The organism is Hymenobacter sp. HSC-4F20 (assembly GCF_019599275.1).
Lineage (GTDB): Bacteria > Bacteroidota > Bacteroidia > Cytophagales > Hymenobacteraceae > Hymenobacter.
This window is the reverse complement of the sequence record NZ_JAHZTD010000002.1, coordinates 143792-165871: the sequence shown is the minus strand read 5'-3', so window position 1 is coordinate 165871 and position 22080 is coordinate 143792. Positions and strand designations below refer to the sequence as shown.

Below are 22080 nucleotides of genomic sequence, written 5' to 3'. Positions count from 1 at the left end.
AGCTTACTGCACCGCATAGATTCCGGCATCGTTCACCCGGACGGTAGGAAGCTGGTGAGTGTCTTCGAACTGCTGGTAGCCCGCCGCCAGCTGCTGCCAGAAGGCCAGGTGCCGACTAGCCAGGCGGCGGGCCAGATTGTCGGCCGTTAGCTCGAAGGGAAAAATGTGAACCGGAATGGCCGTTTGACCGGCCGCCGTGGCCTCGGCGGCCAGCACGTACAGCTCCCGGATGCCCGCATCGGTGATGGGCAGGCAGCCCACGGTTACGTTGGAGCCGTGAATGAAAATATCGTTGCCCGGGTCGAGGGTGCCGCTGCGGTGGCGGTCGGCGGCATTGGGGTAGTCTAGGCCCAGCGAGAGGTAGTACTTACTGTCCGGATTAAACCGGTTGATGGTGTAGAAGCCCTCCGGTATCTGTCCGTCGCCGGCCTGCCGCTTAGGGCCGAGGCCGCCCGAAGTACCCGCCAGCCGGAACGTGCGCAGCAGCACGAATTGTCTGGCCCCGTGGTTGCGGCCCCACACTTCCAGGCGGCGGCCTACCTTAAAAGCGCGCAGGAACAGCTCCAGCTGCTCGGGGGCCAGGCCATGCCGGCGTAGCAGTGCCTGGGTCGTGGCTTCGTGCTGCTCGTAGGCGGAGCGCACACGCGGGAAACGGAGCTGGTTGGATCGAAAGGCCGGATTTGGCTCGGGTCGGTGAGCCGAGGAACGGGCATACAGGGCCACCAGCAAAGCGGCAGCTAGCAGAAGCAATGGGCGCATAACGGAAGAGAAGTCGGGGCTGGGCAAGCGGGTGCCCCGCGGGAGCTAGCTGAACGGCCACAGTGCAGGTATTAGTATACAGACAGCCCTATATAGCGGTGTGCTTTGCAGTGGCCCCAGGATGTTTGGCGCGCCGTCGTTCCGGGGTTTTCTTCCGTACTACTGGTATGTCGTCCGTTTCTGCTGCCGCTACCCCCGCCATCTACCAGCCCGACCCGCTGGGGGTCGATTTCGACCAGCTGGTGCTACCCCAGCCACCCGACTACGAAGGGGCGGTGCATGCCGTGCTGGTGCGCCACCGCCGGAAGCTGCCGGCCCCGGCGCACCGGGCAGCCTTGTACATACACGGCTTCAACGACTACTTTTTTCAGCGCGAAATGGCTGCGGAGTATGCCCGGCACGGCTACCAGTTCTTCGCCCTGGAGTTACGCAAGTACGGCCGGGCCCTGCTGCCCCACCAGCGGCCCAACAATGTGCGGGATATAGCCGAGTACTTCCTGGACTTGGATGCAGCCTTTAAGCAGGTGCAAGCCGAAGGCTGGACCGACGTAGTACTTAGCGGCCACTCCACCGGCGGGCTTATTGCGGCCCTGTACGCAGCCCACCGCCGGCCGCCAGAGCTGGTGGCTCTGGTGCTGAACAGTCCGTTCCTGGAGCTACATCAATCGTGGTTGCGGCGGCACGTGGCCGTGCCCGCGGCTGTAGCGCTGGGGGCCCGCTGGCCCAACCTACCCCTGCCTGCCGGCCTGCCCGACACGTACGGGCAGAGCCTGCACCGCGCCTACCGGGGCCACTGGGAGTATAACCTGGCCTGGAAGCCCAACCACGTATTTCCCGTAAATGCCGGCTGGCTGCGGGCTATCCGGCGGGGACAGGCTCGGGTACGGCGGGGCTTACAGATTACCCAGCCCGTGCTGGTGCTGCACTCCGACCGTACCACCGGGGGTAGTGCCTGGCACCCGGACGTTCAGTGCACCGACATTGTGCTCGATGTGGACCATATCCGGGCGCTGGCGCCCCGCCTGGGCCAGCGGGTAACGGTGCGGGCCGTACCCGGAGCTGTGCACGACGTGTTTCTATCGGCTCCACTGGTACGCACCGACGCCTACCAGCGCGTGTTTGCTTGGCTGGCTGGGGTAGTGCCGGCCCCGCCCGCCGCCCCCAGCCACATACCCCGGTAACTACGTATGCAGAGCTGGGCCGCGGCCACAACCGGCTGCTGGGCTTTACCTGATTAAACTATGAGTACTCGATTACTGTGGGGGCTGCTCGGGGTGCTGAGTTGTGCAATGGCCAAGGCACAATCCTTGCCCGCCGTTTCCCTGGCTGCCACCATCAAAGCCAGCCAGTGGCAGAACCGGGTACTGCTCGTGTGCGCGCCTACCCCCGAGCATCCGGAGCTAGGCCACCAGCGGCAGCTGCTGGCTAAGGCGCAGCCTGCTTTGCGCGAGCGGGACCTGCTGGTACGGGAAGCCGTTTTCGCCCACCTGCCGGCCCCCGACCAGCGCTACCTTCGCCAGCAGCTAGGGGTAGCAGCTACGGAGTTCACGGTGCTGCTGATAGGGAAGGATGGAGGCGTGAAGCAGCGCGCTACCCGCCCGCTCACGCCGGAGCAGCTGTCCGCCGTTATTGACGCCATGCCCATGCGCCAGCAGGAAATGCGCCGGCCCAAATGAAAATCGGGTATCTATCAAGCCAGCCTGCGTACTTTCGGGAGTGAGTTGTAGCGCGGAATACGATGTGCTGATTGTGGGGGCCGGGCCGGCTGGAACCGCCTGCGCGCTCGGCTTGGCCGGCAGCGGTTTGCGGGTGGCCCTGCTCGACAAGGCCCGGTTCCCGCGCGACAAAGTGTGCGGCGATGCCATTCCAGGCCCTACTCTCAAAGCCCTGGCCCGCCTGAACCCGGCCTATGCCACCGAGCTGCGCACCCTTACCCAGGACCACCGCACCGACGTGCGCACTAGTCGTCTGGTTTCGCCGGCCGGGGCGGAGCTGAGCGTGGAGTGGCAGGCACCAGCTTTCAACAGTCCGCGCCGGCACTTCGACGAGGCCCTGCTTACCCTGGTCCGACGCCATACCACTACCGTGGTGCTCGAACAAAGCCCAGTGAAAACCGTGAGGGTAACGGCTCAGGGAGCGGTGGTGCAGCTTTCCGATTTAACCGAGCTACGGGCCCGCCTCGTCATCGGCTGCGACGGCGCTAATTCCGTGGTGGCCCGCAGCCTGCTGCCGCAGCCGCTCAACCGCGCCCGGCACTGCGCCGCCGTGCGGGCCTACTACCGCGGGGTGCAGGATACCCCAGCTACCACCAGCGACTTTCTGTTTCTGCGCCGCTACCGGGCCGGCTATTGCTGGGTATTTCCGGTAGGAGGCGGCCTGTACAATGTCGGATTCGGAATGCTCTCGGAGGATATAGCGCGCCAGCAGATAGACCTCAAGCAGGTACTTCAGGAGCTGCTGGCCGCCCATCCGCACCTGGCCCGGCGCTTTGCCGCAGCGAGCCAGGTAGGGCCGGTGCGGGGCTTTGGGTTGCCCCTGGGGGGCACCGTGCGCCCGTTGTCCGGCCCCCGGGTGCTGCTCTGCGGCGATGCGGCCGCCCTCATCGACCCCCTGCAGGGCCATGGTATTGATAAAGCCGTTATCAGCGGGCTGCTGGCGGCTGAGCATGCCCAACGGGCCTGCCTCTGCCACGACTTTAGCGCCCCTGCCTTGCGCGCCTACGACCAGGCGGTTCACCGGCGTCTGGGCCACAACCTGGCCCGGCGCTACCGGCTCATGCGGCTGCTGGCACGGGCACCCTGGCTGGTGGAAGCAGCGTTTGCGGCCAGCCGGCTGGGCTGGGTGCGGCGGTGGCTGGTGCGGGCGGTAGGGTAAAAGCCCGCACCAGCCACTGCGCCCCGGGTGTTAAGGCTTGACTGATACCTTACCCAGGTTCTTTTGGCTACCCAATGCTGCGGATGACCCCGCCGTCGACGCGCACGGAGGCGCCGTTGGTAGCAATGGCGAGGGGGCTGGCCAGGTACGCTACCATGTTGGCAATTTCCTCGGTAGTGATGAAGCGCTTGAGCAGGGACGAGGGGCGGGCGTCGCGGAAGAACTCGTGTTCGGCCTCCTCGCGGGTTTTGCCCTCACCAGCCAGCTTCTGCAGAAACTCTTCTACTCCTTCCGAGGCTGTAGGGCCCGGCAGCACCGAGTTGACGGTAACCTCCGTGCCTTTGGTCAGTTCGGCCAGGCCGCGGGCCACGCCCAGCTGCGCGGTTTTGGTGGTGCCATAATGAATCATCTCCTCCGGAATCTGCAGGCCCGATTCGCTGGAGATAAACAGAATGCGGCCCCAGTTTTTCTGCAGCATCTGGGGAAAGTACTGGCGCGAGAGGCGCACCCCGCTCAGCACGTTTACCTCGAAGAAGCGCAGCCAGTCCTCATCGGAAATTTCGGCAAAAGGCTTGGGCTCGAAGATGCCCACGTTGTTCACCAGAATATCCACGCTGGGCACTTCCAGCAGCAGGTACTGCACCTGCTCGGCCCGGCTGAAATCAACGGCCACGGTGCGCAGCTTCGCGCCGGAAGTTTCCTGCAGAATAGCGGCGCGCGCCTCTTGCAGGCGGGCCTCCGTGCGGCCGGTCAGAATAACTTCGGCGCCTTCGGCGGCCAGGCGGCGGGCAATAGCCAGCCCAATGCCGGCGGTGGAGCCCGTAACCAGGGCTACCTTATTGGTGAGTTGTAAGTCCATGCAAAATGCGGATATGGAAGAAACGTAGGAGGTAGCATAACCCGCAACCACCGGTTTTGTCAGCGGCCGTTGGATTTTTACGGTTGAACCGGGCAGCCATTTATCGGTGGGTCCCGTATCCTCCTCCCGGGCCGCCGGGGTGCCCCGCCGAACCCGTAGCGGCGGCCCCACGGACGCGCAGCCCAACCTCTGCCCGGGTGCCGTGTTATAGTTGCTCACCTCTAACCTTACGTTCTCATGTCGTTTACCTCGTCCCGTCCCGAAGATTTGCTCACCAACGCGGCCCGCATGGGCGACGTTGACACCATTAAAAGCCTGTTGGCCGAGGGGGTGGATGTAAACTACCAGGATGGTCGTGGCTTCACGCCTCTGATTCTGGCCGCCTACGACGGGCATATTGAAGCCACCCGGCTGCTGCTGGAAGCCGGGGCCAATCCTAATGTGCACGATGCCAGCGGCAACACGGCCCTGATGGGGGTTTCTTTCAAGGGCTACCCCGAAATTGCCCAGCTGCTTATCGACAACGGCGCCGACCTGAACGCCCGCAACGGCAACGACGGCACGGCCCTCATGTTTGCTACCCTCTTCGGCCGTCACAACGTAGTGCCTGTCTTGCTCAAGGCCGGGGCCGATGCTACCCTGCGCGACGTGCGGGGCCTCTCCGCCCGCGACTTAGCCATTCAGCAGGGCAATAATACAGCTCTGGACTTGCTGCCCCAGGAGTAGTGGCGCCGCCAGAGCCGCCCCAGCAGCCTGGTCAGGGTAGGGCGGCTCCGGAACCCGGCGCAAAAAAGCTGCCCCAGGCAGTGGGGAGTTCCTCCCATCGGGCGGGGTAGCTCAGAGCGAACTGGGTTGCCGGCAGTACTGGTGTGGGGTTGGATAGCGCCCATCGTTCTGGAATTTCTCTCGCTTTGGAGCGGCGGCCCTAGCATCCGGGGTAGTACGGAAATGGCTGCAGAACGGCATAATTTGGGCCTCTGGTGGCCGTGGGTAAGCCATGCGCGTATGGGAAGATGACCTGAGCATCTAATCCTGCACTTCTATGAAACTCAAACCCTTGAAACAACAAACGCTGGTAATCACCGGCGCTACCAGCGGTATTGGACTGGCGACGGCCCGCATGGCTGCCGAGGCCGGGGCCCGGCTAGTACTGGCCGCCCGCAGCGAGGAAGACCTGCGCCGCGTAGCTGCCGACTTAACCCAGCGGGGCGGCCGGGTAGCTACCGTGGTAGCCGACGTAGCCCGTATCCCCGACGTGCAGCGCATTGCCGCTACGGCCCAGGAGCGGTTCGGCGGCTTCGATACCTGGATCAACAACGCCGCGGCTTCCATTTGGGGCCGACTGGAAGAAGTAAGCGACGAGGACAGCCGCCGCATGTTCGACACCAACTACTGGGGGGTGGTGAACGGCTCACTGGAAGCTATAAAGCTGTTAAAGCAGCGCGGGGGCGCACTTATCAACCTGGGGAGCGTGGCTTCAGATATTGCCTTTCCGCTCCAAGGCATGTACTCGGCTAGCAAGCACGCCATCAAGGGCTTCACCGATGCCCTGCGCATTGAGCTGGAAGAAGAAGGCGCGCCTGTGTCGGTAACGCTGATTAAGCCGGCCGCCATCAACACGCCCTTCCCCCAGCACGCCCGCAACTACATGGACCGGGAGCCCCAACTGCCCCCACCCGTGTACGAGCCCGAGGAAGTAGCCCACGCCATTATTCACGCTGCCCAGCACCCGGAGCGCGACGTGTACATTGGCGGCGGCGGCAAGATGTTCAGCTCGATGAACAAGCACTTCCCCCGGGCCATGGACTTCATGAACGAGAAAGTAAACATGAAGCTGCAAACCCGCGACGAGGCCCCGCGCCACCCCGCCGGCTCCCTGCACCGCCCTGAAGTTCGCGACGGTAAAGTCCACGGCGACCATCCGGGCTACGTCATGAAAAAGAGCCTGTACACCCGCGCCAGCCTGCACCCCGTTATGGCGGGAGCCTTCGCGGCCCTGGCCGGCGGCGTGTTAGTCGCCGTGCTCTCCGGCCGCAACAACACCGCCAGCAACCAGGAGTAGTTTTTGGACCAAGAAGGAAAAGCCTCCGGCCGCACAGCGCGACCGGAGGCTTTTGCGTGTATGAAGAGGGTAGGAAGTAGAAGATATGGAGTAAGTGAACGTCATGTCGAGCTTGCCGAGACATCTCGCTTGAATCGTTGGATTAGCATTAAAACGTCAGCAAGCGAGATGTCTCGACAGGCTCGACATAACGTTCTGGTTGAGCCCAACCAGTACCACTACCTACCCGTGCTTTTCCAGGGGCTTCCAGGTCTGCTCTACCACGGCGGCCGTATTGGTTGATAGAAAATCGTTGTACAGGTCTTCGGCTGGACCCTGGCCCAGCAGCGGCTTTCCCTCGGAGGGTAGCACCAGCAGCAGCGCGGCCGGGGAGAGGCCCAGCGCGGCCGTGAGTTGGTGGAGCAGGGTAGCAGGGTCGTCGGCGTAGGCTTCCTGCAGCTTCACCACCGTGAGGTGTTGGCCCTTGTGCTCAATCTGTGCGTACACGCCCGCCGGCCCGGTTGAAAAAGTATCTGGTTCCATAGGTGCTGGGGTTTTCCTACCCCTATACGCAAGCCCAAGCCTGCGCGCCGATTTTACCGCCAAGAGCCGCGGTACGGTGCATCGCCGGGCACCAGGGCGTGCTCCGTGCCCAGGCTGCCAGGGTCTTCGCTTGCTCGGTACCTTGTGTTCTTCCGCCTATATTTGATTGGCTCCCTACCCCTTGCCCTCCTCCGTATGTCGTTGGCCTCGCCTGTTTACTTTGAAAATGCCGCGGCCCGCATTTGTGAGAGCCCCGAAGGGTTTGCCGTAGTAAAGTGGCACAAGGGAATCCGGAAGCCCGAGGACTTTCGGGCCGTGCTCAGCCAGCTCGACCGCCTCTTCCGGCTGCGCCAGTGGAGCAAGCTACTGGCCGACCAACGGGACCTGACGGCCTTCACGGAAGCCGAGCGCACCTGGGTGCTGGAAGAATGGCTGCCGCGCGCCGTAGGCGAAGGCCCGTACCGCTACGCTGCCGTACTCCTGCCCCTGGATGTATTTGCCCGTCTGGCCTCCAAGTCAGTTACAGCCGAATCACATAAAAAACGGTTAACCTACCAGTTCTGCGAAACCGAAGCCGAAGCCGTGAAGTGGCTGCAACAGCAGCGCTAAGCGCTGAGCGCGCTGGGAAGTAGCTTATGCTACTGGAATTGCCGAGAAATAGCGTACTTATCCGGCGGGGCAACAATTCTGCCGACCTTATACTGTGTCAATCACCGTGACGATTTCAATGACCCGCAACAGGATTCTTGGTACCACAGCCTTGGCACTGGCCCTGATGGGCGCTGGCAAGGTAGCAGCCCAGGTACGCCCGGCTGTAAACCACGTAGCGCTGTACGTGTATGACCTGCAGAAAAGCACCGCATTCTACCAGAATGTGCTGGGGCTAAAGCCAATCCCGGAGCCTTTCCACGATGGGCGGCACGCGTGGTTTCGGATGGGGCCGCACAGCCAGCTACACCTTATTCAGGGCGCTGCCCGGGTAGAAGACCACGCCAAAGACACGCACCTGGCCTTTCGGGTGAAAGACCTCGGGAAGTTCATGGCCCGCCTAGATCAGTCGGCGACGCGCTACAGCAGCTGGACCGGAGAGGCCAAGCAAACCACCGCCCGCCCTGATGGCGTGAAGCAAGTGTACCTGCAGGACCCCGACAACTTTTGGATAGAAGTCAACGACGACCGGTTCTAACCAACTGCCGCAGCGGCTGGTTAGAACCGGTCGTCGTTGGTACTACTGCCAGCCCGGGCGGTAGGTGCGCTTCACAAACTGGTTTACCTCGTCGAAGTTGGTAACGCGTAGCTGCTTCGGGTCCCAGACCAGCTCAACACCCCGGCCGGGATAGTCGACGCCGGAGCCAGTGGTTTTGGGCCGCTGCAAATCGTAGCCCCGAATGGCAAGGTTGGCCATCAGCAGGGCCTCGGTCAGCGGGCCAGCCGTTTCGAAGGGGGCACTGACGTAGTGGTTGCCGTGGCCAGCCAGGCAGGCCTCTACCCATTGGGCGTAGTGGCCTTCGGCGCCGCCCGGCACGCGGGCCTGGGTCTGTTTCACCTTTACCTCCTGATTGCGGGAGGTAGGCAGCAGGCGTGGGTCGGCGGCGTAGGTGCTGGCCATCATCTTGCCCTTCGTTCCCACGAACAGAATACCGTTGCCCCCGTCGCCGAACAGCTCGTTGGGGCCCAGTTCCTCGGGGCGCTCGGGCTGAATGCCGCCGTCCATCCAGTGCACCGTTACCTCGTGCTTGGTTTTATCGGTTTTCGGAAACTTCAGGATAACGTGGCTGGAGGGCGGGCAGCTCTCGGGGAAGTAGCCGCGCTTGAACTCATCCACGTACACGCTGCCCACGCTGGCCTGCACGGAGCTGGCGTACTGCAGGCCCAGCACCCGGAAGGGCGCTTCCAGCAGGTGGCAGCCCATGTCGCCGAGGGCGCCGGTGCCGTATTCCCACCACCCGCGCCAGTTAAAGGGCACCAGTTTATCGACATAGGGCCGGTAAGGAGCCGTGCCCAGCCACAGGTCCCAATCCAGCTCCTTGGGCACGCTGCCGGCCGTGGTGGGCCAGGCAATGCCCTGGGGCCACACGGGGCGGTCGGTCCAGCAGTACACGGTGTGCACCTTGCCTATTTCGTTGGCGTCGTACCACTCCTGGAGCTGGCGTACGCCGTCGCCGGAGGCGCCCTGGTTGCCCATCTGCGTAACCACCTTGTGGCGCTTAGCGGCTTCCGTAAGGGCGCGGGCTTCGTAGAGGTCGTGGGTGAGGGGTTTCTGCACGTACACGTGCTTGCCCAGCTGCATGGCGGCCAGCGTTACGGCGGCGTGGTTGTGGTCGGGCGTGGCCACCGATACGGCATCGAAGTTCTTGCTTTCCTTTTCCAGCATCTGCCGCCAGTCTTTATAGTACTTAGCCTGGGGGTAGGCCTGCACGGCGCGGGCAGCCCGCCGGTCGTCCACGTCGCAGAGGTAGGCTATCCGGGCCTTGCCCGATTTAACAAACGACGCCAGGTCGCTTTCCCCTTTGCCGCCTACCCCCACGCCGGCAATCAGGAGCTGGTCGCTGGGGGCGGTGTAGCCTTTGCCACCCAGCACAAAGCGCGGCACAATCATGAAGGTGGCCGCAGCGGCGGCGCTCTGCTTCATAAACTCGCGGCGGGAAGGAAGGGAAGGAAGTTGGCTCATGAGAAAGGGGGTAGGACAAGGAAGCACGAATACAACGACCCACGGACGCCCGGGCAGGGTAGCCCCAGTACTGCGGCCTAGGTCGCTTAGGATAAGACGCTTAAGGTAGCAAAATCAAGTAATTACCCCGCCCAAAATCAAACCGGCCCGCTAGAGGCGGGCCGGTTTGATTTTGGGCTGTTCAGGAAGCCAAAAAGTATCTGTCATCCTGAGCCCTAGCGAAGGACCTCTACCGCTTCGTTAGGGTAGTAGTTACCTTCTGTAGAGGTCCTTCGCTAGGGCTCAGGATGACACTTTCCAGGAGGTGCACTATAAAATCGTTGCTACATCGAGGGTAGCTTGCTCCGCCACCGGGCCGGGCAGTTGGGTGCGGCGCAGCAGGGTAGCAATGTACTTGGGCAACTGGTTTACCGTGAGGGGTTGCAGGGGCCGGGCCACTACGTAGTAGCGGGTATCAGCGCGCTCGTGCAGGCGGGTTTTGGCGAAGGAGAACAGGCCGCGCCGGGCGTAGCGTGCGAAGCCCTGGTAGCTACCCTCATCCGTGCCCTCGGCTACGCCCGCCGCCACCGCCGAATCGGTTTCCGGCAGCGTCAGGAAATACTGGTGCAGCTCCAGCAGCACCTCCTGGGAAGCCGCCACCGATTCGGGCAGTATTCCGCCGCCGGAAGCTACGTGCACGATATGCCCGGCCGCATCGGTAGCGAAGTAATCAATGTCAGCGTCCTCTTGGTCTATTTCGTCAATGCGCATGATGTTGTCAAAACATATTGTATTATTTAAATAGGTATATCCTGGTTGGATAAGTGTAGTCTCTCTGTTGTGGGTATAGGCTAAACTCATCTACTATTCCTTTTTCCCTCGGTCTTATTTGCTTAAAGTAAAATTCGGGTGAGCATACCCAAGTTTCTATATTTTTTATAAAAGTATCACTTATGAATTTTAATGGGTCTTTAGCAAGCTCTAAGAAGAAGTATAAACATTTATCTAATATAGGCTTATGACATCCTAGTATAACAACGGTTTTGTCTCCATGAGGAATAACGTTGAATATTAAGCTATTAACAGGCTCGTTCCAGCGGCCAGATAATCGTTTCAAAATCATTTCATTTCTTAGTTCAGTATTGAAAGTAGCTGAAGTGCATACTTCAACTTTAGGGATGGAATAAGTAGCGAAGTGGAAGCTCTCAGTGCCATGATCAATATCTTCCCTGATTAGGTTAGATAATCTTTGTAAGTCGGCTTCTGCTAACGTTTCATTGTTTATAAGAATGTCCAAGGGCATTCTTCTCGCTAATTCCTTCAGGGTAGAAGAATCCTTTATCCCGTTATAATGATCAATGTTTATTTGTTTCTTTCTTAGTTCATTAAGTACAGCTCTATAGCTCAGTAATACTTTTGTTTTATACTGGCTTATATCTAGTTCGTTCTTTTCAATGGAATCGAATAATAATGTATCATGCTTATTGCAAAACCCCTTAAATGTAAAAACGTTGTTGAGTCCAGTCTTAGTGAATTTAGCTTTTGCTTCTACTATATTAGCTTTGAGTGTATACAAATGCCCATTAGTTGTAATGGTACTTAATATGCCATTCTTCTGTAGGATGTGAGAATTGATTGCATGGTTATTGCAGCCTTGTTCAAAGCATATTCTGCTAGCAGATTTTACCTTAGTATTGATCTTCTCTAAAGTAAACAGCTCAATCTTTATTTGCTTGCTCATCTGAAGATGATAATGGAATAAGAAAAATTTATTTCTTAATTACTCCCCAAGCTTTTCCAAAATCTCCTGCGCGGCTACGGCAATAACCGTCCCGGGACCATATACGCCAACTACCCCGGCGTTGTAGAGGAAGTCGTAGTCCTGGGCGGGGATGACGCCGCCGGCAATGACTAGGATGTCTTCGCGGCCGAGCTGCCGAAGCTCCTCAATGAGCTGCGGAATCAGGGTTTTGTGGCCGGCGGCGAGGCTGCTCACGCCCACTACGTGCACGTCGTTTTCGGCGGCCTGGCGGGCTACCTCGGCGGGCGTCTGGAACAGGGGCGCAATGTCCACATCGAAGCCTACGTCGGCGAAGGAGGTAGCAATTACTTTGGAGCCCCGGTCGTGGCCGTCCTGGCCCATTTTGGCCACCATCATACGGGGGCGGCGGCCTTCGCGGGCGGCAAATTCGTCGGCCATCTGGCGGGCCTTGGCAAACTGCTCGTCGTAGTTCATTTCCTGAGAATACACGCCCGAAATAGCCCGAATGGTAGCCTGGTGGCGGCCGTATACTTTCTCCAGAGCATCGGAAATCTCACCGAGGGTAGCACGCAGGCGGGCGGCCTGCACGGCCAGGGCCAGTAGGTTTAATGAGGAATTAGGAGTGGGGAATGAAGAATGATTAGCCTCTCTCAGTTCCTCATTCTTCATTCCTGATTCCTCATTTCCTAAGCGAGCGGCTTCGGTGAGGGCCTCCAGGGCCTGCTGCACGGCGGCGTTGTCGCGGGTGGCTTTAGTCTGGTTCAGGCGCCCAATCTGCGACTCGCGCACGGCGGCGTTGTCGATGTCGAGCACCTCAATGTCGGTGGCCTCGTCCACGCGGTACTTGTTCACGCCTACCACGATTTCCTTGCCCGAGTCGATGCGGGCCTGCTTGCGGGCGGCGGCTTCCTCGATGCGCATTTTGGGCAGGCCGGTTTCAATGGCCTTGGCCATGCCGCCCAGCTCCTCTACCTCCTGAATGAGGGCCCAGGCTTTGTCGGCCAGCTCGTGGGTGAGGGTTTCCACGTAGTAGGAGCCACCCCAGGGGTCCACCACGCGGGTAATGTCCGTTTCGTGCTGGATGTAGAGCTGGGTGTTGCGGGCAATGCGGGCCGAAAAGTCGGTGGGCAGGGCAATGGCCTCGTCGAGGGCGTTGGTGTGCAGGCTTTGGGTGCCGCCCAGGGCCGCCGCCATGGCCTCAATGCAGGTGCGGGCCACGTTGTTGAAGGGGTCCTGCTCGGTGAGCGAGTAGCCCGAGGTCTGGCAGTGCGTGCGTAGGGCCAGGCTCTTGGGGTTCTGGGGCTCGAACTGCTGGATAAGCTTGGCCCAGAGCAGACGGCCGGCCCGCATCTTGGCAATTTCCATGAAGTGGTTCATGCCAATGGCCCAGAAGAACGACAGGCGCGGGGCAAAGTCGTCAATCTTCATGCCTGCCGCCAGCCCGGCCCGCACGTACTCTAGCCCGTCGGCCAAGGTGTAGGCCAACTCCAGATCAGCGGTAGCCCCGGCTTCCTGCATGTGGTAGCCCGAGATGCTGATGCTGTTGAACTTGGGCATATGCTGCGCCGTGTAGCTGAAAATATCCGCAATGATGCGCATGCTCGGCAGAGGCGGATAGATGTAGGTGTTGCGCACCATGAACTCCTTCAGAATATCATTCTGAATGGTGCCCGCCAGCTTATCGGGCGTTACGCCCTGTTCCTCCGCCGCCACAATGTAAAAGGCCATAATGGGCAGCACCGCCCCGTTCATGGTCATCGACACCGACATCTGATCCAGCGGAATCTCATCAAACAAGAGCTTCATGTCCTCTACCGAATCGATGGCCACGCCGGCCTTGCCCACGTCGCCTACCACACGCGGGTGGTCAGAGTCGTAGCCCCGGTGAGTAGCTAGGTCAAACGCCACCGAGAGACCTTTCTGCCCGCCGGCCAGGTTGCGGCGGTAGAAAGCGTTGCTTTCCTCGGCGGTGGAGAAGCCCGCGTACTGCCGGATGGTCCAGGGATTCTGGATGTACATGGTGCTGTAGGGCCCCCGCAAATACGGCGCCTGCCCGGCCCCAAAGCCCAGGTGCGTGAGGTGCTGCACATCTTGAGGGGTATAGAACTGCTTGAGCGCAATGCCCTCGGGGGTGGAGGTTTCAGCAGCTTCAGCGGGCGGCGCAGGTAGCTGGCCTGCGTCGTAGGATATGGTGGAGAAGTCGGGCTTCATGGGTGGTGAGGTGAATAGCGTCAGGAACGCCGTTTGTCATCCTGAGCATGTGGGGCATCAAGCTACATGCTCAGGACGACAGCTGATTTATGAGCGGTTACTTCTGAATCTACTTTTTGCCTTGAAGCCTCGCCAGCACGTCTTCCGTGCTGTAGCCCCGCACGGTAAATTCCTTGAAGCCGAACACGTGTACCGCTTCCTGCATGGTAGCCAGGTCGGCGGTGAGCAAGGCTGGAGGAATGAAATTGGGCTCGTCGATGGGCACGCGGCTGATAGCCCGGGAAAGGCGGCCGAACTGCTCGGGGGTAGCGTACATCAGGGTGGCCTCCTCGGCGGAGGAAAACAGAACTGACAAGGTGCCTTCCGGGTGCGCTTCGCGCAGCTCTATGCGCTCTGTTTCCGGCAGGGTCTGCAGGAAAGACTCCAGAATGATTTGGTTGGTGTGGGCGCCCAGCAGGACCAGAGCCGCCCGCTTCTTGCGCTTTTCCCGCCGCTCAAAGTGCAGGGCCGTAGCCAGCCGCAGTACCTCCGTGGGGTAGGTGGCCCGGGTGCTGTCAAACTCCCGGCTGCGCAGCAGGCGCTTGGGATTGTAGTCGAACTTCTCGTGGGGGTTCTGGAACTTGTTGGTGCCCACTACCACCTGCTCACCGTTGGCAATGCGCCGGAACTGGGCCTGCGCCGAGGCGTGCAGCTCCTGCATCACGAGGCCCGTAGCCGCAGGTAGTCCGCCGGCGGCTTCCAGCTTTTGAAACAAGGCCCAGGCCTCGCGGCTGAGCTGGTCGGTAAGGGTTTCGAGGTAGTAGGAGCCGGCGGCGGGGTCCTGCACCCTATCAAGGTAGGCTTCCTCGCGCAGCAGCACGGGCAGGTTGCGGGCCAGGCGCTCGGCAAACTCGTTGGGGGCATGAAACAGGCAGTCGAACGCGCCTACACTGATAGCATCGGCCCCCCCAAGTACCGCACTCATGGCCTCCGTGGTGGTACGCAGCAGGTTCGTGTGCGGATCCAGGGTAGTCTGGCTCCAGGTGGCCGTGCTGGCAAAAATGGTAAGCCGCTGCCCTAACTCAGCAGGCAGTTGGTAGGCGTGCAGCAGCGTTGCCCACAGCCGGCGCAGGGCGCGCAATTTTGCTATTTCAAAAAAGTAGTTGGGGCCTACCGCTACGTGGAAGTGAAAGGCGCCCGCCACTTCGTCCACTGACAGGTCCGCGGTGGGCAGGGTGCTCAGGTAAGCGGCGGCGGTGGCCAGCGTGAAGGCAATTTGCTGGGTGGCGGTAGCGCCGCGGTTGCCATAAAAGGCCGCATCAAGTCCTAAGGCCCGAAACTCGGGCCAGTCCCGACTCAGGCGGATAGCTTGGCGTACATCTTCCTGTTGGGCCGCCAGGTCGGGGGCGTGGCGGGTGATGGGGTCAGAAACCACAAACCCCCGGGGCGCTACCCGTAGTTGAGCGAGGCGCTGCATCAGAACATCCATGCCGCTCCGCACGGTATAGCCCACGTAAGCGTCAGACAGAGGCAGGCGCTGCTGTAGAAGTTCCAGGTCGAAGGCCTCGGCGTGAGCCAGCACGAAGTGAGCCCCGTCGGCACCGCGGGTCAAGCCGTCGGCGGCCCGTTCAATAGTGGCCCGGCCTCGTTCCAGGGCGGGCACCGAATACGTGGGCACATTGCGCCAGTGAGGCGAGGACCGAACCTGGGGGACGGGGGCGCCTCCTAGCTCGTGCAGAGCCTCCTGGTGGTAGAACGGCTGCACTGGAAAGCCATCGGGGGTCTGCCAGACGAGGTCGGCGGGCGCTTTGCCTTTCAGGTCGCGGGCAATGCGCTCCTGCCATTGCTGGGTAGTAACGGCATCAAACTCAGAAAACGAAACAGGCGCAGGGCGCGGCGAATCGGCCATAATGCGGCGGGGTGGGGTGGGAAAAGGAAGGCCCTGAGAGGCGGGTTAAAGATACCGGTTCGGGATGGGAATGCCGCTGCCCGCTTCTTGTTCTTGCCGCAGCGCTGTCTGGCTGTACTTTTGAGGTCTCGGTGAAAAAAACATCTGTATCAGCGAGCTTCCTATTGTTCGGACATTCATGAAAAAACGTTTACTCTTATTGCCGGTATTGACGGTAACCGCTACAGCAGTAGCCCAAAGTAATTTTCAAGCCGGTTATGTAGTGCCACTCAGCGGCGATACGCTACGTGGAGAAGTGGACACCCGAGGAGAGTTGCGCGGCGCAACACTTTGCCGTTTCCGCGCCACCCCGAAGACTCCCCCCACGGAGTATAAGCCTACCGATGTACGTGCGTACGGCTTCGCAGCAGGCGGGGTCTACCGGGCCCTGGCCCTGCCCACCGCTGCGCCCACGCTGGTATTCATGCAGGTGCTTGCCGAGGGCAAGCTTTCCTTAGTACGATACACGGACGAAACAGAAGCTAAGCACTACTACGCCCAGACCACCGGTTCGGCATTGCTCCAGCCGTTAGTGCAGCGAGATACCACTGTTCTGCAAATCAACCCACAAACCCGGGTTGAACATAAAGTGAGCACCCGGGTATATGCCTTCCGCAACGTGTTGTGGCAACTGATGGCCGACTGTCCGGCAGTACAAACCAAGCTGCCAGGCCTGGAGCTTCTGGAAGCACAGCTGACGAAAACGGTAGCTGCCTACAACAGCTGTGTGGGTGGCCCGCAACGCACCATTACACAGCGAACCGGCAAGCTGCTGTTCAGCGTTTCGGGCGGTGCATACCACGCTACCGCTACCTATCAGGACGGTAAGTCGTATGACCTCACCTCCGACTTTCTTGCCTCGGTGGGGGCCGGAGTCCAGATTCATCCTGCGTATTTCAGTCCCCATCTTTCTTTTGTAGGGGAGCTTTGGTACACCCAGCAAAAATACAGTTTGTCTTATGAGGCCGAGGGGACTCTCGGAGCCGGTTACCAGCGCACCCTGGATGTGCAGGTTGCCTCCATTGGGGTCCCGGTGCTACTGCGGTATAGCCTGACCCAAGGGGGCGTGCGGCCCTATGTACAGGCTGGATTCGTGTACAAGCAAAACATCCAGCGCGATGCCGAAAAAACGGATTATCTGCCTCGCCTCTCCTCGGCCCCTTCCGCAAGCCCTGTTGAGTTAAAATCGTACAACATTGGGGGCGTATTCGGGGTAGGCGTCTCGATTCCTACGGGCTCTTATGGCAGCATAAACCTGGAAGGCCGTTTGGATAAGCTCGATAACACGTCAGCGGCGGCTAATACTATCTCCGGCTCTCAGGGCATTGCACTGCTGGCCAGCTACACCTTTGGCCGGTAAATCGTCGGGCAATAGCGAGTACAGCGCCCAGGCCGGCAGGGAGTTTTCGTGAGCGTCCACTGCCTGCCTGGGCTGTGGGCGAATAGCAGAGTTTCTTTCTAACTCCCGCGGTGTCGCCTTACCTTTGCCGCACGCGTTCCTTTTCTATCTAGCCCAATGCAACTTCTTCGTTCTCGCCTGGCTGCCCTGAGCCTGCTAACGGCCGTGGCCCTGGCCCCCGCCTGCCAGCGCGGGGCCTATTTGCCCAAGGCCCAGTTGGCGCCTGTTACGGCCCAGCCCGTGGGCAAATCCATCCCCGACGACCCGCGGGCTGCCGCCACTATTGCCCCGTATCGGCAGCGCGTAACCGAGCAGATGACAACCGTATTGGGGCAGGCCCCGGTAGCTATTGTGAAAAACAACGGCGAGTCACCACTATCCAACCTGGTGGCGGATATCCAGCGCATACGCGCCAGCCGGGAGCTGAAGCAGTCCCTGGACCTAGGCGTGATGACCAATGGCGGTCTGCGGGCACCCATTCCGGCCGGACCGGTTACGCTGGGCTCCGTGTTTGAGCTGATGCCCTTCGAGAATGAGTTGGTAGTGCTGGATGCCCCCGGCCCGGTGGTGCAACAGCTGTTCGACTACGCCGCTCGCGTGAGAATGCCGGTTTCCGGTGCCGTGTATACAGCCTCGGCCGAAGGCAAACCCCAGGATGTGCGCATTGGCGGGCAGCCGCTTGACCTCTCCCGAACCTACACCATTGCTATTTCCGACTACCTGGCTGGCGGCGGCGACAACCTGACGTTCTTCAAAGCCCTCAAGCCCCGTGGCACCGGCGTGCTGCTCCGCTCGGCCATTGCCGACTACATGCGTGAGCAAACCCAGCAAGGCAAGCCTATTGAGGCCAAAGTAGAGGGCCGGGTGAAATTCTAGTGTAAGAAATGTAGGTAAATAGGAGCTGGATGAACGCACATCTGGCTCCTCTTTCCGGTAGCTCCAAGCGCATTTCCACCTTCCGCACATTCAACCACATTTAGTACATTCCTGCCGTGGATCGTCGCGAATTTCTGAAACATACCGGCCTGGGAGCCGCTACACTGGGCCTGCTAGGGGCTTCGGCTCTGCCTACAGCCGCCGCCGATAAAAAAGCTACCCGCCTGACCATTCTGCATACTAACGATATGCACTCCCGCATTGAGCCCTTCCCCGACAATGCGGCTCAGTGGGCTGGCCTGGGGGGCATGGCCCGGCGGGCAACGCTGATTGAGCAAATCCGGAAGCAGGAACCCAACGTGCTGCTGCTGGATTCCGGCGACATCTGGCAGGGTACGCCCTACTTCAACTTCTTCCAGGGCGAGCTGGAGTACAAGCTCATGAGCCAGATGGCTTACGACGCCAGCACCCTCGGCAACCACGACTTCGATAACGGCCTGGAGGGACTGCAGAAGCAGCTGCCGAACGCTACGTTTCCCTTCCTCATTGCCAACTACGATTTCTCGCAGACCCTTCTAGCTGGCAAGTTCCAGCCGTATAAGGTATTCGAGAAGCAGGGCATCCGGGTCGGCGTATTCGGGCTGGGCATTGAGCTGGCCGGCCTGGTAGCCGATAAAAACTTTGGTGCCACCAAGTACCTTGACCCCGTAGCCACTGCCAAGGAGATGGTAGCTAAGCTGCGCGGCTCCGAGAAGTGCGACCTGGTTATCTGCCTGTCTCACCTGGGCTATAAGTACGAAGGCGCTAAAATCGACGACCGGAAACTGGCCGCGCAGGTCAGCGGCATCGACCTGACCCTAGGGGGCCACACGCACACCTTCCTCGACCAGCCGGAGCCCATTGCCAGCCCCAACGGCCGCACCACGCTCGTGAACCAAGTCGGCTGGTCGGGCATCAACCTAGGCCGCCTGGATTACTCATTTGAGCGGGGTACCCGGCAGCCAACGGTAGCCGCTACCTCCGTAGTACCCGTACAAGCTGCGTAAGGGCAAAGAGGCAACTTCCGATTACAGCAGAGCTAGGCTTCTGCTAAAAGCGCATAAAATGCAAGAGGTGGGGGGTTTTTTTGTCTCCTGACTTTTCCACATTTTTGTCTCCCCCTAAAAAAACGGGCCTTGCCGGGCCCGTGGCTGGCCTGTTATTCCGCTCACCTGCACACCCGTTGCTTTTGCCCTATCTGATTGATGCTGAAGGATTGTCGAACCGTATGGGCCAACTGTCTTCGCGTCATCAAGGCAACGATTGGTGAGCAAAGCTTCCGGACATGGTTTCAACCCATCGTGCCGGTGCAGCTGCAGCATAACGTCCTGTTGATTCAGGTGCCCAGTACGTATTTCTACGAATTTCTGGAGGAGCATTACGTAGAGGAGCTGAAGCGGGCCATTCACCAGGAGTTGGGGCCGGAGGGGCGGCTGGAGTATAGTATTGTGGTGGACCAGGGCAACGCCCAAACCAAGCCGCGTACCCTCAACTTGCCTACCACCCGCAAAGCCGCCGGGCCAGCCGCCGTAGCCACGCCCGCGGCCACAGCTATGGCGGCCAGCGCCATGACGGCGTCGGCGCGCAACACAGCCGCGGCTTCCGTGGCCCCCGCCCCGGCGCCGCCTACCCTGCGCAACCCCTTCGAGGCCAGCAAAACCATTGAGCGCGACTACCTAAAGTCGCAGCTGAATACGACGTACACTTTCGAGAACTATATCGAGGGCGACTGTAACCGCTTGGCGCGCTCGGCTGGACTTGCCGTGGCTAATAAGCCGGGTACTACCTCCTTCAACCCCCTGATGGTATACGGTGGGGTAGGGCTGGGTAAAACCCACCTGGTGCAGGCCATCGGCAACCACATCAAGGCCACGAACCTCGATAAGTTCGTGCTGTATGTCTCGGCCGAGAAGTTTACCAACCAGTTTATCGAGAGCCTGCGCTCCAACCAGGTGCAGGATTTTGCCAACTTCTACCTGCTGGTCGATATTCTGATTCTGGACGACGTGCAGTTCCTCTCGGGCAAGGACAAAACCCAGGAGATGTTCTTCCACATCTTCAACCACCTGCACCAGGCGGGCAAGCAGATTGTGATGACCTCCGACCGCCCGCCTCGCGACTTGGTGGGCTTGGAGGATCGTCTATTGTCCCGCTTTAAGTGGGGCCTCACCGCCGACCTGCAAAGCCCCGACTTTGAGACGCGCATGGCCATCATCCAGAACAAGATGCAGCAGGATGGCATTGACATTCCGCCGCAGGTAGTAGAGTATCTGGCGCACTCAGTGAATACTAACGTGCGGGAGCTGGAAGGCGTGCTGATTTCGCTGGTAGCGCAAAGCAGCCTTAACCGCCGCGAGATTGATCTGGAAATGGCCAAGCAGGCCCTGCGTCACATCATTGAGGAAGTGGAGGCCGAGGTAAACCTGGACTTTATCCAGAAAACCTGCGCCGAGTACTTTGGGGTGCCGCTGGATTTGCTCAAGGCTAAAACCCGCAAGAAAGAGGTAGTAACGGCCCGGCAGGTAGCCATGTATTTTGCCAAGGAGCATACTACCCACTCCCTGAAAAGCATAGGTCACCACTTCGGCGGCCGCGACCACAGCACCGTCATTCACTCCGTGCAAACCGTCTCGGACCTGATTGACTCTGATAAAGCCTTCCGGGGCACCATTGCCGAGCTGCGGAAAAAATTTGCCGGGAAGTAGAAGCAGGGAAGTAGAACTTTACTAGCCACCTCCTACCCGGCAGGGTGGCACGAACGCCAACAAGAAAGCCCCCGCAGGTAGCGGGGGCTTTCTTAATCTTAGCGGATAGCGTTGGTGCACAGTGCGAGGTGGCACCCGTAGCCTAAAAGCTACTCAGCAACGCACTCGAATCCGGTGAGTAAGCGCCCGCGTGCGGCCTATGCCTGGGTATCGCGCAAGGGGATGCTGTGTTTGGAGGCAAACGCCCGAACCTGTTCGCGCATTAGCCGCTTACGTTTGGGGCCCTTTACCTGACGCAGGCTCATGGTATAGGTACTACCTTCTTTCAGCTGCACGCGCAACTGCTGCGGCACCAATTCCAGCGACACAATATCTTCGGCTGGAAAAGCCTGTTTAGGCCGAAATAGCCCGTCTTTGTGCACAATGTAAGCGGGGGTAAACTCCAGGTAGCTTTGGGTGCCGAAAACCGGCGCGTTGTGTACCAGCACGTAGCCCAGGTAAATCAGGCTGAACACCAGGAATACGTAGTGTAGGAAGTGCATGTCGCTGGCGCCCTCGCCGGTTACAATAAGCGACACCGTGTAGGCAATCCAGAGCAGGCCCAGGAAAAGCTGACCCAGAAAGGGAATTCGTTGGGTGTTGGCGGGCTGAAGACGAATACGGGTAGAATCAGGATGCATAAGGGCATTGAAGTCGCGGGGACCCGCAAAAGTAAGAGGTTCGGCTTTCGTTGTTTGTTTTCGCTCCTCGTTTTTCGAAATGCACTACCAGTACGCCGTTGCCGGGTGCATACGCAAGCGGCCTTGCTACTCCATACACCGGCTCCTGCCGACGAGCTTACTTGAGGGTGGCTGCCACCAGCTCCATTTCGGGCACGGCGCTCAGCACCTGCGAAACCGGGCATTTTTCCTTGGCTGTTTGCGCGTATTGCTGAAATTCCTCCGCTGATACGCCTTCTACCTCGCCTTCCGTGGTGAGGCTGATCTTCACGATTTTGGGCACTTCCCCCGACGTGTCCAGCGTAACCTTCGACTCCGTCCGGATTTGCTTTACCTGCTTGCCATCTTTGGTTAGAATGCTGGTCAGGAACATGGTGTAGCAGCCGGCGTGAGCCGCCCCAATCAGCTCTTCGGGATTGGTGCCCTTCTGTCCTTCAAACCGGGCGCCTACTGAGTACGGCGCTGATACGGTACCGCTCTGGGTCGTGATGCTGCCGCTGCCTTTGATGTCGCCGTTCCATACGGCATTGCCACGCTGGTTAATCATGAGTAAAGAAACTAAAGAGTGAATGGTTGAGGTAGGTACGAAAAGTAAGGCGTAAGGATGGGCTCCGCCCAATGGAAAGCGTTGCGCATCCATTTCGGGGTAGCACGTACCTTTGACCTTACGTTTCGGAGTGAGAAAGAAGCGTCGTAATTCACCAGTTTTCTATTTT

The 22080-nt window shown here is 59.9% G+C and carries 21 protein-coding genes; 11 read left to right on the top strand and 10 right to left on the bottom strand.

What is annotated here, in order from left to right:
- Window positions 1–3: 3 nt before the first annotated feature.
- Complete coding sequence (locus tag K3G63_RS10355) at window positions 4–759, bottom strand: murein L,D-transpeptidase family protein (protein ID WP_220614055.1); 756 nt, start codon at window positions 757–759, stop codon at window positions 4–6.
- Between the two features lie 167 nt (window positions 760–926).
- Between K3G63_RS10355 and K3G63_RS10350 the strand changes: the two genes are divergently transcribed.
- From K3G63_RS10350 to K3G63_RS10340, 3 genes are read left to right on the top strand one after another with little or no spacing between them, the layout of a single operon-like run.
- On the top strand, window positions 927–1940 hold the full coding sequence (locus tag K3G63_RS10350) for an alpha/beta hydrolase (RefSeq protein WP_220614054.1): 1014 nt from the start codon (window positions 927–929) through the stop codon (window positions 1938–1940).
- A 60-nt stretch (window positions 1941–2000) separates the two neighbouring features.
- A complete protein-coding gene (locus tag K3G63_RS10345; RefSeq protein ID WP_220614053.1) occupies window positions 2001–2435 on the top strand; it encodes a DUF4174 domain-containing protein in 435 nt (144 codons plus the stop codon).
- Between the two features lie 40 nt (window positions 2436–2475).
- Window positions 2476–3633: an NAD(P)/FAD-dependent oxidoreductase gene (locus K3G63_RS10340; protein WP_220614052.1), complete on the top strand. Its 1158-nt coding sequence runs from the start codon at window positions 2476–2478 to the stop codon at window positions 3631–3633.
- 67 nt (window positions 3634–3700) lie between these two features.
- On the opposite strand, the gene K3G63_RS10335 is transcribed toward K3G63_RS10340, so the two are convergent.
- Window positions 3701–4492: an SDR family NAD(P)-dependent oxidoreductase gene (locus tag K3G63_RS10335; RefSeq protein WP_220614051.1), complete on the bottom strand. Its 792-nt coding sequence runs from the start codon at window positions 4490–4492 to the stop codon at window positions 3701–3703.
- A 237-nt stretch (window positions 4493–4729) separates the two neighbouring features.
- On the opposite strand from K3G63_RS10335, the gene K3G63_RS10330 reads away from it, so the two are divergent.
- Both K3G63_RS10330 and K3G63_RS10325 read left to right on the top strand, forming a co-directional pair.
- Window positions 4730–5218, top strand: a complete 489-nt coding sequence (locus K3G63_RS10330; RefSeq protein ID WP_220614050.1) for an ankyrin repeat domain-containing protein — start codon at window positions 4730–4732, stop codon at window positions 5216–5218.
- Between the two features lie 316 nt (window positions 5219–5534).
- Complete coding sequence (locus K3G63_RS10325; RefSeq protein ID WP_220614049.1) at window positions 5535–6554, top strand: SDR family oxidoreductase; 1020 nt, start codon at window positions 5535–5537, stop codon at window positions 6552–6554.
- 222 nt (window positions 6555–6776) lie between these two features.
- On the opposite strand, the gene K3G63_RS10320 is transcribed toward K3G63_RS10325, so the two are convergent.
- Window positions 6777–7076 carry a hypothetical protein gene (locus K3G63_RS10320; RefSeq protein ID WP_220614048.1) on the bottom strand — a complete coding sequence of 100 codons (300 nt, stop codon included), beginning with the start codon at window positions 7074–7076 and terminating at the stop codon, window positions 6777–6779.
- 195 nt (window positions 7077–7271) lie between these two features.
- On the opposite strand from K3G63_RS10320, the gene K3G63_RS10315 reads away from it, so the two are divergent.
- Together K3G63_RS10315 and K3G63_RS10310 are read left to right on the top strand one after the other, a co-directional pair.
- The gene (locus K3G63_RS10315; RefSeq protein WP_220614047.1) at window positions 7272–7685 is read left to right on the top strand and encodes a hypothetical protein; all 414 of its coding nucleotides are present in this window, start codon (window positions 7272–7274) and stop codon (window positions 7683–7685) included.
- A 94-nt stretch (window positions 7686–7779) separates the two neighbouring features.
- On the top strand, window positions 7780–8262 hold the full coding sequence (locus K3G63_RS10310; protein WP_220614046.1) for a VOC family protein: 483 nt from the start codon (window positions 7780–7782) through the stop codon (window positions 8260–8262).
- Between the two features lie 42 nt (window positions 8263–8304).
- Here K3G63_RS10310 and K3G63_RS10305 read toward each other — a convergent pair whose 3' ends face one another.
- The 5 genes from K3G63_RS10305 to K3G63_RS10285 form a co-directional block, all read right to left on the bottom strand.
- Window positions 8305–9747, bottom strand: a complete 1443-nt coding sequence (locus K3G63_RS10305) for a Gfo/Idh/MocA family protein (protein ID WP_220614045.1) — start codon at window positions 9745–9747, stop codon at window positions 8305–8307.
- Between the two features lie 309 nt (window positions 9748–10056).
- A complete protein-coding gene (locus tag K3G63_RS10300; RefSeq protein ID WP_220614044.1) occupies window positions 10057–10497 on the bottom strand; it encodes a hypothetical protein in 441 nt (146 codons plus the stop codon).
- Window positions 10498–10519: 22 nt separating this feature from the next.
- Entirely contained in the window at window positions 10520–11467 is a 948-nt protein-coding gene (locus tag K3G63_RS10295) for a hypothetical protein (RefSeq protein WP_220614043.1), read from the bottom strand.
- Window positions 11468–11506: 39 nt separating this feature from the next.
- Window positions 11507–13699, bottom strand: a complete 2193-nt coding sequence (scpA, locus tag K3G63_RS10290; protein ID WP_220614042.1) for a methylmalonyl-CoA mutase — start codon at window positions 13697–13699, stop codon at window positions 11507–11509.
- 109 nt (window positions 13700–13808) lie between these two features.
- A complete protein-coding gene (locus K3G63_RS10285) occupies window positions 13809–15587 on the bottom strand; it encodes a methylmalonyl-CoA mutase family protein (RefSeq protein WP_220614041.1) in 1779 nt (592 codons plus the stop codon).
- A 178-nt stretch (window positions 15588–15765) separates the two neighbouring features.
- Between K3G63_RS10285 and K3G63_RS10280 the strand changes: the two genes are divergently transcribed.
- From K3G63_RS10280 to dnaA, 4 genes are all read left to right on the top strand, one after another.
- Window positions 15766–16986, top strand: a complete 1221-nt coding sequence (locus K3G63_RS10280) for a porin family protein (protein WP_220614040.1) — start codon at window positions 15766–15768, stop codon at window positions 16984–16986.
- Window positions 16987–17142: 156 nt separating this feature from the next.
- The gene (locus tag K3G63_RS10275) at window positions 17143–17901 is read left to right on the top strand and encodes a 5'-nucleotidase C-terminal domain-containing protein (protein WP_220614039.1); all 759 of its coding nucleotides are present in this window, start codon (window positions 17143–17145) and stop codon (window positions 17899–17901) included.
- Window positions 17902–18017: 116 nt separating this feature from the next.
- On the top strand, window positions 18018–18947 hold the full coding sequence (locus K3G63_RS10270) for a bifunctional UDP-sugar hydrolase/5'-nucleotidase (RefSeq protein WP_220614038.1): 930 nt from the start codon (window positions 18018–18020) through the stop codon (window positions 18945–18947).
- A gap of 198 nt (window positions 18948–19145) precedes the next feature.
- Entirely contained in the window at window positions 19146–20645 is a 1500-nt protein-coding gene (gene dnaA, locus K3G63_RS10265) for a chromosomal replication initiator protein DnaA (protein WP_220614037.1), read from the top strand.
- A gap of 197 nt (window positions 20646–20842) precedes the next feature.
- Here dnaA and K3G63_RS10260 read toward each other — a convergent pair whose 3' ends face one another.
- Together K3G63_RS10260 and K3G63_RS10255 are read right to left on the bottom strand one after the other, a co-directional pair.
- A complete protein-coding gene (locus tag K3G63_RS10260) occupies window positions 20843–21325 on the bottom strand; it encodes a hypothetical protein (protein ID WP_220614036.1) in 483 nt (160 codons plus the stop codon).
- Between the two features lie 157 nt (window positions 21326–21482).
- Window positions 21483–21911 carry an OsmC family peroxiredoxin gene (locus K3G63_RS10255; RefSeq protein ID WP_259404406.1) on the bottom strand — a complete coding sequence of 143 codons (429 nt, stop codon included), beginning with the start codon at window positions 21909–21911 and terminating at the stop codon, window positions 21483–21485.
- Window positions 21912–22080 lie beyond the last annotated feature (169 nt).

Bases quoted from the DNA above. Each gene is read 5' to 3' on its own strand.
- K3G63_RS10355 (WP_220614055.1), bottom strand. From the start codon at position 759: ATGCGCCCATTGCTTCTGCTAGCTGCCGCTTTGCTGGTGGCCCTGTAT.
- K3G63_RS10350 (WP_220614054.1), top strand. From the start codon at position 927: ATGTCGTCCGTTTCTGCTGCCGCTACCCCCGCCATCTACCAGCCCGAC.
- K3G63_RS10345 (WP_220614053.1), top strand. From the start codon at position 2,001: ATGAGTACTCGATTACTGTGGGGGCTGCTCGGGGTGCTGAGTTGTGCA.
- K3G63_RS10335 (WP_220614051.1), bottom strand. From the start codon at position 4,492: ATGGACTTACAACTCACCAATAAGGTAGCCCTGGTTACGGGCTCCACC.
- K3G63_RS10330 (WP_220614050.1), top strand. From the start codon at position 4,730: ATGTCGTTTACCTCGTCCCGTCCCGAAGATTTGCTCACCAACGCGGCC.
- K3G63_RS10325 (WP_220614049.1), top strand. From the start codon at position 5,535: ATGAAACTCAAACCCTTGAAACAACAAACGCTGGTAATCACCGGCGCT.
- K3G63_RS10320 (WP_220614048.1), bottom strand. From the start codon at position 7,076: ATGGAACCAGATACTTTTTCAACCGGGCCGGCGGGCGTGTACGCACAG.
- K3G63_RS10315 (WP_220614047.1), top strand. From the start codon at position 7,272: ATGTCGTTGGCCTCGCCTGTTTACTTTGAAAATGCCGCGGCCCGCATT.
- K3G63_RS10305 (WP_220614045.1), bottom strand. From the start codon at position 9,747: ATGAGCCAACTTCCTTCCCTTCCTTCCCGCCGCGAGTTTATGAAGCAG.
- K3G63_RS10300 (WP_220614044.1), bottom strand. From the start codon at position 10,497: ATGCGCATTGACGAAATAGACCAAGAGGACGCTGACATTGATTACTTC.
- K3G63_RS10295 (WP_220614043.1), bottom strand. From the start codon at position 11,467: ATGAGCAAGCAAATAAAGATTGAGCTGTTTACTTTAGAGAAGATCAAT.
- scpA (WP_220614042.1), bottom strand. From the start codon at position 13,699: ATGAAGCCCGACTTCTCCACCATATCCTACGACGCAGGCCAGCTACCT.
- K3G63_RS10285 (WP_220614041.1), bottom strand. From the start codon at position 15,587: ATGGCCGATTCGCCGCGCCCTGCGCCTGTTTCGTTTTCTGAGTTTGAT.
- K3G63_RS10280 (WP_220614040.1), top strand. From the start codon at position 15,766: ATGAAAAAACGTTTACTCTTATTGCCGGTATTGACGGTAACCGCTACA.
- K3G63_RS10275 (WP_220614039.1), top strand. From the start codon at position 17,143: ATGCAACTTCTTCGTTCTCGCCTGGCTGCCCTGAGCCTGCTAACGGCC.
- dnaA (WP_220614037.1), top strand. From the start codon at position 19,146: ATGCTGAAGGATTGTCGAACCGTATGGGCCAACTGTCTTCGCGTCATC.
- K3G63_RS10260 (WP_220614036.1), bottom strand. From the start codon at position 21,325: ATGCATCCTGATTCTACCCGTATTCGTCTTCAGCCCGCCAACACCCAA.
- K3G63_RS10255 (WP_259404406.1), bottom strand. From the start codon at position 21,911: ATGATTAACCAGCGTGGCAATGCCGTATGGAACGGCGACATCAAAGGC.